At 71.7% G+C, this 12,575-nt stretch carries 11 protein-coding genes; 1 reads left to right on the top strand and 10 read right to left on the bottom strand.

The window, feature by feature from the left end; all coding sequences use genetic code 11:
* Positions 1 to 155 precede the first annotated feature (155 nt).
* Positions 156 to 605: an ATP-binding protein gene (locus RNL97_RS25915; protein WP_030581445.1), complete on the top strand. Its 450-nt coding sequence runs from the start codon at positions 156 to 158 to the stop codon at positions 603 to 605.
* Here RNL97_RS25915 and RNL97_RS25910 read toward each other — a convergent pair.
* From RNL97_RS25910 to RNL97_RS25865, 10 genes are all read right to left on the bottom strand, one after another.
* Complete coding sequence (locus RNL97_RS25910) at positions 556 to 2,043, bottom strand: amino acid permease (RefSeq protein WP_243315470.1); 1,488 nt, start codon at positions 2,041 to 2,043, stop codon at positions 556 to 558. The genes RNL97_RS25915 and RNL97_RS25910 overlap by 50 nt on opposite strands.
* A gap of 268 nt (positions 2,044 to 2,311) precedes the next feature.
* Positions 2,312 to 3,316, bottom strand: a complete 1,005-nt coding sequence (gene argF, locus RNL97_RS25905) for an ornithine carbamoyltransferase (protein ID WP_030581440.1) — start codon at positions 3,314 to 3,316, stop codon at positions 2,312 to 2,314.
* 114 nt (positions 3,317 to 3,430) lie between these two features.
* Positions 3,431 to 4,666 (bottom strand): arginine deiminase, encoded by a 1,236-nt coding sequence (locus RNL97_RS25900; RefSeq protein ID WP_032786758.1) that lies wholly within the window; start codon positions 4,664 to 4,666, stop codon positions 3,431 to 3,433.
* A 63-nt stretch (positions 4,667 to 4,729) separates the two neighbouring features.
* Positions 4,730 to 7,333: a polynucleotide kinase-phosphatase gene (locus RNL97_RS25895; RefSeq protein WP_313751250.1), complete on the bottom strand. Its 2,604-nt coding sequence runs from the start codon at positions 7,331 to 7,333 to the stop codon at positions 4,730 to 4,732.
* The gene (locus tag RNL97_RS25890; RefSeq protein WP_243315467.1) at positions 7,330 to 8,817 is read right to left on the bottom strand and encodes a 3' terminal RNA ribose 2'-O-methyltransferase Hen1; all 1,488 of its coding nucleotides are present in this window, start codon (positions 8,815 to 8,817) and stop codon (positions 7,330 to 7,332) included. Before RNL97_RS25890 ends, RNL97_RS25895 begins: the two co-directional genes overlap by 4 nt.
* Before the next feature lie 56 nt (positions 8,818 to 8,873).
* Complete coding sequence (mmuM, locus tag RNL97_RS25885) at positions 8,874 to 9,815, bottom strand: homocysteine S-methyltransferase (protein ID WP_243315466.1); 942 nt, start codon at positions 9,813 to 9,815, stop codon at positions 8,874 to 8,876.
* Positions 9,816 to 9,840: 25 nt separating this feature from the next.
* Complete coding sequence (locus RNL97_RS25880) at positions 9,841 to 10,764, bottom strand: LLM class F420-dependent oxidoreductase (protein WP_030581426.1); 924 nt, start codon at positions 10,762 to 10,764, stop codon at positions 9,841 to 9,843.
* Positions 10,765 to 10,882: 118 nt separating this feature from the next.
* Entirely contained in the window at positions 10,883 to 11,398 is a 516-nt protein-coding gene (locus tag RNL97_RS25875; RefSeq protein WP_200722752.1) for a DUF6099 family protein, read from the bottom strand.
* A 124-nt stretch (positions 11,399 to 11,522) separates the two neighbouring features.
* On the bottom strand, positions 11,523 to 11,882 hold the full coding sequence (locus tag RNL97_RS25870) for a nucleotide pyrophosphohydrolase (protein ID WP_030581422.1): 360 nt from the start codon (positions 11,880 to 11,882) through the stop codon (positions 11,523 to 11,525).
* A 148-nt stretch (positions 11,883 to 12,030) separates the two neighbouring features.
* Positions 12,031 to 12,435: a cell division protein SepF gene (locus RNL97_RS25865; protein WP_006128240.1), complete on the bottom strand. Its 405-nt coding sequence runs from the start codon at positions 12,433 to 12,435 to the stop codon at positions 12,031 to 12,033.
* Positions 12,436 to 12,575: the final 140 nt, after the last annotated feature.

The following is a 12,575-nucleotide window of genomic DNA, read 5'->3' as shown; positions in this document are numbered from 1 at the left end:
TCCGGCCGACCGCCCCTATGGCTGGGCCGGAGCGGTTCGTAAGGTTGAAACCAGGAAGTCTCGACACGAGTACGACGTGTGAACCAGAGAAGACGCCTGTCCGAGGCCGAGACCTCCCGCTTCAGGTAGACCCGCTCCCGAACGGAAACCCTGCCGTGCCGCCCGATGTCCCCGTCCCCGCTTCCTGGCGCATCGCCCTGCCGCACTCCACCGCGGCCGTGCCGATCGCCCGGGCTCTCATCCGTACGGCCCTGTCGGACATCGACGCCCCGGCCGACAGCGACACCGCCGAACTGCTGACCGCCGAGCTGGTGGCCAACGCCGTCGAGCACACCCTGGGCGGCGAGCCCATCGAGCTCGTCGTGGAGCTGATGCCCACCGGCTGCCAGGTCGAGGTGCACGACCGCGACCCCGCCCCGCCGGGCGACCTGTCCCGGCCGCAGCCGGGCTTCGAGGTCGATCCCTGGCAGGAGCACGGCCGCGGCCTGCTGCTGATCCGGACCCTCAGCTCCGCGTGCGGTCACCGCACCACGGAGCACGGCAAGGCCGTGTGGTTCACGCTTCCGGCGATACCGGCGCAGCCGGGTCCGTCGCCGGGGAGCTGACCAGCCGGGAGCGCTTGCGGCCGTAGCCGGCGTAGAGGAGCGAGCCGACGGCCAGGAAGACCGCGAACTGGACCCAGGTCGCCCAGCCGGTCCCGTACATCAGATACAGGCAGAAGGCGACGCCCAGCAGCGGGCTGACCGGGTAGAGCGGGACCCGGAAGGACCGCTTCAGCTCGGGGTTGCGGCGGCGGAGCACCACCACCGCGACGTTGACGGCGACCATCGTGGCGAGCGTGCCGATGGTCGTCAGGTTCACGACGACGTCGAGCGGGACGAAGGCGGCCGGGACCGCGAAGACGCAGGCGACGATCCAGGTGTTGGCGACCGGGGTGTGGGTCGTGGGCGAGACCCGTTCGAAGACGCGCGGAATGAGTCCGTCGCGGGACATCGACATCAGGATGCGGGTCTGCCCGTACATCACGGCGAGCACTACCGAGGCGATGGCGACGACCGCGCCGAAGGCGATGATGCCGCCGCCCACCGAGGAGTCGGTGACCTGGTTGACGGCGATCGAGAGGGCCGCGCTCTTGTTCGCCACGTCGTCCGAGCCGATCGCGCCGATGGCGGAGAGCGCCACGGCGCAGTAGAGCAGGGTGACGACGCCGATGCAGATCAGGATGGCGATCGGGATGTTGCGGCGGGGGTTCTTGACCTCTTCGCCGGCGGTGGTGATGGCGTCGAAGCCGATGTAGGAGAAGAACGCGAGCGACGCGCCCGCGGTGATCCCGCCGAGCCCGTGGGTGGCGAACGGCATGAGGTTGTCGTCCTGGAACGCGCTGAACGCCACCGCGCAGAACGCGACCAGGATGCCGATCTTGAGGACCGCCATGGCGGCGGTGGCCGTGGCGCTCTCCCGGACGCCGCGCACCAGCAGGGTGGCGGCCATGGCGATCACGACGACCGCGGGCAGGTTGACCACACCGCCGTCAGCGGGCCCGGAGGACAGGGCCGCGGGCAGTTCCCAGCCGAACAGGCTGTCCAGCAGCTCGTTGACGTACTGGCTCCAGCCCACCGCGACGGCGGAGACCGAGACGCCGTACTCCAGGAGCAGGCACCAGCCGACGAGGAAGGCGGTGCGCTCGCCGAGCGCCGCGTACGCGAAGGAGTAGGAGCTTCCGGATACCGGGATGGCGCTGCCCAGCTCGGCGAAGGACAGGGCGGTGAAGATGCAGGTGATCGCCGCGAGGACGAACGAGATCACGACGGCGGGACCGGCCTCGGCGACGCTGTCGGAGAGCCCGACGAAGATGCCGGTGCCGACGATCGCGCCGACCCCGAAGCAGACGAGCTGGAAGAGGCCCATCGTGCGCTTGAGGCCGTGGCCCTCCAGGTCGCCGCCGGATTCGGCGATGAGCCGCTCGGGGCTCTTGCGGCGCAGGCCCGACGGGTGGGGGGCAGACGGCTTCGGGGTGCCGGATCGCGGCAGACCGGTGCTCATGCGGGACGTTCTCATCTCTGGTGGTGCAGTGGGGGGACGGCCCGTGCGCCGGCGTGCGGCGGCACAGGTGGGGCGCGGCCTCTCCGGTCCGGATCCGTCGGCCATGCCCTCTGGGGTTCGACCCTGCGGGGGTCTCCCCGGGTCCGAACCCCACCAAGAGCCGACATCGTAGCCACCAGCACGCATGTTCACCCAATCCGGTGCATGAGCATGCGAACCCCTGCCCGGTACCCGTACCTGATCCGTACCGGTGTCCGTGCGGGCGGGACTACTTCCCGGCGAGCGTCGCCACCAGCACGGCCTTGATCGTGTGCATCCGGTTCTCCGCCTGGTCGAAGACGACGGAGTGCGGCGATTCGAAGACCTCGTCGCTGACCTCCAGCTCGGTCAGCCCGTACCGGGCGTGGATGTCCCGGCCGACCCGGGTGCCGAGGTCGTGGAAGGCCGGCAGGCAGTGCAGGAACTTCACGTCCGGATTGCCGGTGGCCCGCAGGACGTCCATCGTCACGGCGTAGGGCCCGAGGGCGGCGATGCGCTCGGCCCAGACCTCCTTGGGCTCCCCCATGGAGACCCAGACGTCGGTGGCGACGAAGTCGGCGCCCGAGACGCCCTGGGCCACGTCGCCGGTGAGGGTGATGGCCGCACCGCTGGCCTCGGCGAGCTTCCGGGCCTGCGCCACGACCGCCTCGTCCGGCCAGTACGCCTCGGGGGCGACGATCCGGACGTCCAGGCCGAGCAGGGCGCCGGTGATCAGGTAGGAGTTGCCCATGTTGAAGCGGGCGTCGCCGAGGTAGGCGAAGGCCGTCCCCGCGAGGGGGCCCGCGCGGTACTCGGCCATGGTGAGGACGTCGGCGAGCATCTGGGTGGGGTGCCAGTCGTCGGTGAGCCCGTTGAAGACCGGCACGCCGCCGTGCGCGGCCAGCTCCTCGACGGCCTGCTGGCTGTCGCCCCGGTACTCGATCCCGTCGAACATCCGGCCCAGGACCCGGGCGGTGTCCTTCACGGACTCCTTGTGGCCCATCTGGGAGCCCGCGGGGTCCAGGTAGGTGGTGAAGGCGCCCTGGTCTGCGGCGGCGACCTCGAACGCGCAGCGCGTACGCGTCGAGGTCTTCTCGAAGATCAGCGCGATGTTCTTCCCGCGCAGCCGCTGGACCTCGGCCCCGGCCTTCTTGGCCGCCTTGAGCTCGGCGGCCAGCGCGACCAGGCCGAGAAACTCCTCGGAGGTGAAGTCCAGCTCCTTGAGGAAGTGGCGGCCGGTGAGGTCTATGGCCATGATGACTGCTCCTGGGTCGGGCGGGGATCGGCGCACTGCGCGCGGCAGGGATGGAAGTCTATACGATGCCCCGCATCCCTATACAGGGCCATGGGTTCGCCTGGCGCCGACCGCTCACGCCACGGGGTCCCGCTCCACCGGGCAGCTCATACAGCGCGGCCCGCCCCGTCCCCGGCCCAGCTCGCTGCCCCGGATCTCGATCACCTCGATGCCCTGCTTGCGGAGATAGGTGTTGGTCGTGGCGTTGCGCTCGTACGCGACGACGACTCCGGGTTCGACCGCGAGCACGTTGCAGCCGTCGTCCCACTGCTCGCGCTCGGCCGCGTGCACGTCCTGGGTCGCGGTGAGCACCCGGATCGCGTCGAGGCCGAGGGCGGCGGCGATGGCGCGGTGCATGTGCTCGGGCGGATGGTCGGTGACCTTCAGCTCGCGGGGGCCGCTGCCGGGCTCGATGGTGTACGAGCGGAGCATGCCGAGACCGGCGTACTGGGTGAACGTGTCGCCGTCGACCATCGTCATCACCGTGTCCAGGTGCATGAACGCGCGGGCCTTGGGCATGTCGAGCGCCACGATCGTGCGCGCCGAACCCGCGTCGAAGAGCCCGCGGGCCAGCATCTCCACCGCCTGCGGGGTGGTGCGCTCGCTCATCCCGATCAGGACCGCGCCCTGCCCGATGACCAGGACGTCGCCGCCCTCGATGGTGGAGGGGTAGTCGTCCTGCCCCTCCGACCAGTGGTGGAAGGCGCCCGCCTCCGGGCCGGTGAAGAGCGGGTGGTGGCGGTAGATCGCCTCGAAGTGGACGGTCTCGCGCTGCCGGGCGGGCCAGCGCATGGCGTTGATGGAGACCCCGTCGTAGATCCAGGCCGAGGTGTCCCGGGTGAAGAGGTGGTTGGGCAGCGGGCCGAGGAGGAAGTCGTCCAGGTCCATCACATGGAAGCGGACGGAGGTCGGCTCGCTGTACCGCTCCAGGAACTCCCGCTTGGTCATGCCGCCGACCAGCGCCTCCGCCAGCTCCGCCGCGGACAACTGCTCGAAGGCGGCCCGCAGATGCTCGGTGGCGAGCGGGCCGTACTCCTTCTCGTCGAAGACCCGGTCGAGCACGAGCCGCCGCGCGACCGGGATGTCGAGCGACTCGCGCAGCAGATCGCCGAAGAGGTGCACGGCGACCCCCCGGTCGCGCAGGACGTCGGCGAACCCGTCGTGCTCCTCCCGGGCGCGGCGCACCCACAGGACGTCGTCGAACAGGAGCGCGTCCTTGTTCCTGGGGGTGAGCCGCTTCAGCTCCAGATCGGGGCGGTGGAGTATGACGCGGCGCAGCCGCCCGGCTTCGGAGTCGACATGGAATCCCATGCCTTCATCCTCACCGCGCGGAGCACCGTTCACCCGGCGAATCGCCTACCGGTTGGATCGCTGTCAGAGCCGGGGGTCCACCGGCTCCGACTCCAGGGCCAGGACGGCGAACACCGCCTCGTGGATCCGCCACAGCGGTTCGCCCTCCGCCATCCGGTCCAGCGCCTCCAGGCCGAGTGCGTACTCCCGCAGCGCGAGCGAACGCTTGTGGCCGAGGAACCTGGAGCGCAGGCGCTCCAGGTTCTCCGGGCGGGTGTACTCCGGGCCGTAGATGATGCGGAGATACTCCCGGCCCCGCACCTTGATGCCGGGCTGGACGAGACGGCCGGCGGCGTCCCGGACGAGGGCGCCGAGCGGCTTGACGACCATGCCCTCGCCGCCGCGCCCGGTCATTTCCAGCCACCAGTCCACACCCGCGCGGACCGAGCCCTCGTCGCCGGTGTCGACGACGAGGCGGCGGGTGGCCTGGAGCAGCCCGGTCGGGTCGTGCTCCACGAGCCGGTCCAGCCAGGCGAGCTGCTCGTCGTGCGGGACTGCGGCCAGGGAGCGGCCCTGGACGGCGAGGATCTGGAAGGGCGCCAGGCGCACCCCGTCCAGTCCCTCGGTGGGCCAGCAGTAGCGCCGGTACGCCTCGGTGAACGCGGCGGCGTCCTGCGCGCGGGCCCGCTGGTCCCCGGGGAGGCCCGCCACCTCGACGCCCCGGGCGGCCGCCAGCTCCAGGGCCGCGACGGCCGGCGGGAAGACCGCGCCGGACGCGGCGCCCACGGCGGCGTACTGCGAGCGCAGCAGCCCGCCCGCCTTCAGCGACCACGGCATCAGCTCGGCGTCCAGGAGCACCCAGTCGGTGTCCCACTCCGCCCAGAGCCCGGCGGCGGTGACGGCCGTACGGAGCCGGGCCAGCACCTCTTCGGTCAGGGCCGGGTCGTCCAGGAAGGGGCGACCGGTGCGGGTGTACAGCGCGCCGGTGGGGCCCGCCGTGCCGAACCGCACGGTCGCCGCCTCCGCGTCCTTGCAGATCAGGGCGACCGCACGGGAGCCCATGTGCTTCTCCTCGCACACGACCCGCTCGACGCCGTCGGCCGCGTACTGAGCGAACGCCTCGGCCGGGTGCTCCAGGAAGCCGTCCTCGCGGGAGGTGGCGGTGGGGGCCATCGTGGGCGGCAGATAGGGGAGAAGCTGCGGGTCGACTGCGAACCGGCTCATGACTTCGAGCGCGGCGGCGGCGTTCTCCTCGCGCACGGCGACGCGCCCCATGTGCCGGGTCTCCACGACCCGGCGGCCCTGGACGTCGGCGATGTCCAGCGGCCGCCCCTCCCTGCCTCCGGGCGCCTCGGTCACCAGCGGCTTGACGGGCTCGTACCAGACCTTCTCGGCGGGTACGTCGACGAGTTCGCGCTCGGGCCAGCGCAGCGCGGTCATCCTGCCGCCGAAGACGGCGCCGGTGTCCAGGCAGATGGTGTTGTTGATCCAGGAGGTGGTGGGGACGGGGGTGTGGCCGTAGACCACGGTGGCCCGGCCCCGGTACTCCTCGGCCCACGGGTAGCGCACGGGGAGGCCGAACTCGTCGGTCTCGCCGGTGGTGTCCCCGTAGAGCGCGTGCGAGCGGACCCGGCCGGAGGTGCGGCCGTGGTACTTCTCGGGCAGCCCGGCGTGACAGACCACCAGCCTGCCGTCGTCCAGGACGTAGTGGCTGACGAGGGAGTCGATGAACTCCCGCACCTGGCCACGGAACTCGGGGTGCTCGGCGTCCTCCCGCTCCAGCTGCTCGACGGTCTCGGCGAGGCCGTGGGTGAGCTGGACCTTGCGGCCCGCGAGGTAGCGGCCGAGCTTGTTCTCGTGGTTGCCGGGGACGCACAGGGCGTTGCCCGACGCCACCATGGACATCACGCGGCGCAGCACTCCGGGGCTGTCGGGGCCCCGGTCGACGAGGTCGCCGACGAAGACGGCGGTACGCCCCTCGGGGTGGGCGCCGTCCGCGTAGCCGAGCTTGCCGAGCAGGGTCTCCAGCTCGGAGCTGCAGCCGTGGATGTCGCCGATGATGTCGAACGGGCCGGTGAGGTGGCGCAGGTCGTTGTAGCGGCGCTCCAGGATTACTTCGGCGCTCTCGGCCTCCTCCTCGGTGCGCAGGATGTGCACCTTGCGGAAGCCCTCGCGCTCCAGGCCGCGCAGCGAGCGCCGCAGCTCGCGGCGGTGCCGCTGGATGACATGGCGGGGCATGGAGGCACGGTCCGGGCGGGCCGCGTTGCGGGCGGCGCAGACCTCCTCGGGGAGGTCGAGGACGATGGCGATGGGCAGGACGTCGTGCTTCCTGGCCAGCTGGACGAGCTGCTTGCGGCTCTCGGACTGGACGCTCGTGGCGTCGATGACGGTGAGCCGCCCGGCCTCGAGGCGCTTGCCCGCGATGTAGTGCAGCACGTCGAAGGCGTCGCGGCTGGCGCTCTGGTCGTTCTCGTCGTCGGCGACCAGGCCCCGGCAGACGTCCGAGGAGACGATCTCGGTCGGCTTGAAGTGCTTGCGGGCGAAGGTGGACTTGCCCGATCCGCTGGCGCCGATGAGGACGACGAGGGAGAGGTCGGTCACCGGCAGTCTGCGGGCGGCGGCGCGGCCGTGCGCGGGGGCGGTGCTGATGCTGTCGGCGCTTCCCTCGCCGGTGTCGGTGCTGTTCATGCGGCTTCCGCCTCCTTCGTCTTCTCGGTGGTCATGCCTCTCTCCGTGGCCCGGGTGAACACGGCCATCTGGGTCGGCGGCCCCACCTCGGGGTCGTCCGGCCCGACCGGCACGTACCGGACGGTGTATCCGTGCCGTTCGGCGACCTGCCCGGCCCAGTGGCGGAATTCGGTCCGGCTCCACTCGAAACGGTGGTCCCCGTGCCGGGCGTGGCCGGCCGGAAGGGTCTCCCAGCGGACGTTGTACTCGACGTTCGGCGTGGTCACGACCACCGTCGCGGGGCGCGCGGCACCGAACACCGCGTACTCCAGGGCGGGCAGCCGGGGCAGGTCCAGGTGCTCGATGACCTCGCTGAGCACGGCGGCGTCATACCCGGCCAGCCGCTTGTCGGTGTAGGTCAGCGAGCCCTGCCGGAGGGTGACCCGGCCGGCCTGGCGCTCCCCCATCCGGTCCAGCTTGAGCCGCCGCGAGGCGATGGTGAGGGCACGCATCGAGACGTCGACGCCCACGATCTCGGTGTAGCGCACGTCCTTGAGGAGCGCCTGCACCAACTGGCCCTGGCCGCAGCCGAGGTCGAGCACCCGGCTCGCCCCGGCGGCGCGCAGCGCGTCGAGGATCGCGGTCCGCCGGTGCTCGGCGAGCGGGACCGGCCTCTCCTCGGTGTCGGTGCTCTCGTCCACGGCGTTGTCGACGCTGTCCACGTCGAGGTCGTCCGACTCGGCGAGCCGGACCAGCTCCAGGGCCTGGTCGGCCTGGCGGGTGAGCCCCCAGCGGTGGGACAGATAGCGCCGGGTGATCAGCGGCCGCTCGGGGTGGTCGGCCAGCCAGCCCTCCCCGGCCCGCAGCAGCTTGTCCACCTCGTCGGGCGCGACCCAGTAATGCTTGGCGTCGTCGAGCACCGGCAGCAGGACGTAGAGCTGCCGCAGCGCGTCGGCGAGCCGCAACTCGCCCTCCAGCACCAGCCGTACGTAGCGCGAGTCGCCCCAGGCCGGGAACTGCTCGTCCAGTGGTACGGCCGTGACCTCGACCCGCTCCCAGCCGAGCGGCGCGAACAGCTTGTGCACCAGCGCGACGCCGCCCCGGGCGGGCAGGGCCGGCACCTCGATCCGCAGCGGCAGCGGGCTCTCCGCCCGCTCGGGCATGGCGCGGCAGACCCCGCCGAGGGCGGACTTGAACACGGCGGCGAGGGCGACCGACAGCAGCGAGGACGCCGCGTAGGGGCGGTCGTTGACGTACTGCGCGAGCGCCGCGTCGGGCGCGCCTCCCCGGCCCTTGCCCTTGCCGCGCCGCACGAGCGCCACCGGATCCACCTCCAGCAGGAGTGCGGCCGTGCAGCGCTCGGCGGACGCCTCGGGGTAGAAGACGTGGGCGGAGCCGTGCGAGGTGGAGAACGCCTGCGCCTTGTCGGGATGCTTGTGCAGCAGGAAGCCCAGATCAGTGGCGGGACGCTCTTGGGTGCCGGTCGTACCGATTGTCAGGAACACCTGTCCGAGTATGATCCTCACCCCCTGCCCCCACCAGGCATTTTCGTCCCGCTTGTCTACTGCTGCGGCTCTCCCGGCTCCTCCAGTCGACCGGCCAGCTCGGCCATGAGGTCAGGACCCACCCGGCAGCAGCCCCCGACGAGGCGGGCCCCGGCCCGCGTCCAGGCCCGCACCCGGCCCGGATCGAAGGTGCCGCGCCCGGTCCATCCCCGCGCTCCGGCGTCCCAGCCCTCGCCGCTGTTCGGATAGACCACGGCCGGCCTGCCCGTGACCGCCACCGCCTGCTCGACCGCCGCCAGCGCCTCGTCCGGGTCACAGCAGTTGACCCCGACCGCGAGGACGGACGCCCGCCCGGCCGCCACCGCGAACGCCTCCTCCAACGGCTGCCCCGCCCGAGTCCGGCCACGGGCCACGCTGTAGGAGAGCCAGTACGGCAGTCCGGTCTCCTCGGCCACCCGGACCAAGGCCTCCGCCTCGTCCAGGTCCGGCACCGTCTCCAGCGCCAGGACGTCCGGCCCGGCAGCCGCGAGCGCCGCCACCCTGGGGCGGTGGAAACGCTCCAGCTCCCGGACGCTCAGCCCGTAACGTCCCCGGTACTCGCTGCCGTCCGCGAGCATCGCCCCGTACGGTCCGACCGACGCGGCGACCCAGGCCTCCCGCCCGGGACCGGCCCGGCGCGCCGCGTCGGCGGCGCCCCGAGCCAGCTCCACACTGCGGGCGAGCAGGGTCTCGGTCCCGGACCGGTCGATCCCGTATCTCCCGAACCCTTCGAACGTGGCCTGATAGCTGGCCGTGATGAGCACCCGCGCCCCGGCCCGGAGATAGGCGAGGTGAGCGGCCTCGATCTGTTCCGGCGCCTCGGCCAGGAGCCGCGCCGACCACAGCGCGTCGGACAGATCGCAGCCCTGCGCCTCCAGTTGGTTGGAGAGCCCGCCGTCCAGCAGGACGGGCCCGGCGTCCAGCGCGTCGGCGAGCGTGATGCCCGTGCTCGCGGCCACCTCTGCCTCCTCAGGTCAGGTCAGGTCAGGTCAGCTGGGACTGGATCCGCGAGGAGATCAGTTCCAGATGGTCCAGGTCGTCCAGGTCGAGGATCTGGAGGTAGATCCTCGACGAGCCGATCGCGCCGTAGCGGCCGATCTTGTCGACCACCTCGGCGGGCGATCCGGCCAGGCCGTTCGCCTTGAGCTCCTCCACATCCCTGCCGATGGCCGCAGCGCGCCGGGCGACCTCGGCGTCGTCCTTGCCCGTGCAGACGATCAGCGCGTTGGAGTACACGAGGTCGTCCGGCGAGCGCCCGTGCGCCTGCGCGGCGGCCCGGACCCGGCCGAACTGCTTCTCGCTGTCCTCCAGCGAGGCGAACGGGATGTTGAACTCGTCCGCGTACTGCGCGGCGAGGCGGGGGGTGCGCGTCGCCCCGTGGCCGCCGATCAGGACGGGCACCTTGGCCTGTGCGGGCTTGGGAAGAGCGGGCGAGTCGGTGAGCTGGTAGTAGGTGCCGTCGTAGCTGAAGGTCTTGCCGACCTCCGTCGCCCACAACCCGGTGACGATCGCGAGCTGCTCCTCCAGGCGGCCGAACTTCTCCTTCGGGAACGGGATGCCGTAGGCCTTGTGCTCCTCCTCGAACCAACCCGCGCCCAGGCCCAGTTCGATCCGGCCGCCGGACATCTGGTCGACCTGGGCCACCTGGATGGCGAGCACTCCCGGGAGCCGGAACGTGCCGGCGGTCATCAGCGTGCCGAGCCGGATCCGCCGGGTCTCGCGCGCCAGTCCGGCCAGGGTGATCCAGGCGTCCGTCGGTCCGGGCAGACCGTCGCCGGCGCCCATGCGGAGATAGTGGTCGGAGCGGTAGAAGGCGTCGAAGCCCAGGTCCTCCGTGGCCTTGGCGACGCTGAGCAAGGTGTCGTAGTCGGCCCCCTGCTGGGGCTCGGTGAAGATGCGAAGATCCATGCCTCCATCCTGCCTTCCCGGAGGCCGTCGCCCGGCCCCCGCCTCCCCCGGAACCTCTGCCTTGCCTCATCGGAGCCGGCGCCGCCCCCTCGGAGCGCCTCAGAGCCCGGGCCTCCGCTCAGGGCCCTGCGGCCGATGGTGCGGGGCCGCGTATGCCGTACGGGCCGTCGCGCTCCCTCGCCCGCTCGGGCTCCCGCTCCCTCTCCGCCAGGCGTCTCAGCATCCCGTGCACACGGTCCAGGGATTCGTCCGCCGCGTCCATGGCCTCGATGCACTGCCAGTACAGCCCGTCCTCCCCCGTGTCGCAGGCCACCCCGACCAGCGCGATCCCGGCCTCGCCGAGCAGCAGCGCGAGCCCGGCGAGGGTCGGCCGGACCTCGCCGATCCCCGACAACTGGGCGGCCCTGGCACCGCCGGAGATCACCGTCGGATGGTCCAGCGCCGAGCATCCGGCGCCGATCTCCCCCAGCGCCCGCGCCTCGCTCCGTAATTCCATCGGCCCGCACAGCGCCAGCCGACTGCCGACCGCCCGGGCGAGCGCCTGCGCCTGCCAGGCCTCCGCCATGACGTCCAGCGCGCCCCGGCTGTCGGCCAGAGCCCGCCGGCCCGCCTCGATGAGTCGCTCCGCTTCCATCTGTCTCCCCCGTCCGTACGAAAACCCGCTCACCTCATTCATTACCCACAGTGAGGTAGACCGCACCGTAAGGCCAGAGGAAATCGGAAATCTGTGGACACGAAGTCGAATGTGGATAACTCGATCACTCCGAAGAGTGACGATCGGGGGGTTCGGCGGCGCTCGGAAGCGGGAAGCGCTTCTCGTTCCGCTCCAACTTGGCCACCAGCGCCGCCGTCGGGTCGATGCCCACCACCTCGCAGAACTGCAGGAGATAGGCGAGCACGTCCGCCACCTCGTCGGCGACCCGGTGGGCGGATTCGGGGTCCTCCATGATCCCGGCCGACTGATCGGGCGTCAGCCACTGGAAGATCTCCAGCAGTTCGGAGGCCTCGACGCTGAGCGCGGCCGCCAGGTTCTTCGGGGTGTGGTACTGCCCCCAGTCCCGCGCCGCCGCGAACGCGGCCAGCCGGCGCTGGAGTTCTGCCACATCGATGTCCGTCACAGCACCAGGTCTACCACCGGCCACCGACAGTGCCTCCCGCACGTTCGCGGCACGCTCCCGGCACGTCCGCCCTCCCCGCGAAGGACGCGACCGAGCGGCGGTCCGAAACCGGCCGCCGCCGCCCGGCCGCCGTCCCGACTGCCGCTTCCTACGACTGGGCGAGGCCCGCGGGCGTGACCCCCTCGACCTCCATGCCGACCGGTGCGAGCAGGAAGACGTTGCGGTCGACGCGGTGCATTCCGCTGCCGAGGCCGAAGACCACACCGCTGCTGAAGTCGAGGATCCGCTTCGCCACGTCCGTTTCCGCCGCCGTCAGGTCGAGCAGCACCGGAACCTGGGCGACGAGATACTCGGCGACCTCGCGGGCGTCCGCGAAGACCTGGACCCGCAGGACGACGAGGCGGCGCTGTTCGGCGGCGCGCTCGTCGGGGACGGTGCGGTGGTCGATCCGGGACGGCCACTCGTCACGGCCGCGCAGGGGTACGACCTGGGCGAGCCCCTCCCACTGTTCGTCGGTGGCGTCGTATCTGTCATACCTGTCGTACCTGCTCACCGGTTCACCCCGTCGTCGAGCCGGTCGGATGGGCACCGGCTGCACTCACTGTTCATCGGGCAATCCTCTCGCCCCTCACCCGTTCGGCGTACCAGCGACACGGCGAAGTCCGCCTCCGTGTCGCATCCGATACCCGGTGG

The sequence above is a fragment of the Streptomyces parvus genome (assembly GCF_032121415.1).
Taxonomy (GTDB): domain Bacteria; phylum Actinomycetota; class Actinomycetes; order Streptomycetales; family Streptomycetaceae; genus Streptomyces; species Streptomyces globisporus_A.
The sequence above is the reverse complement of the archived record's forward strand: the minus strand, read 5'-3'. Positions and strand labels throughout refer to the sequence as shown.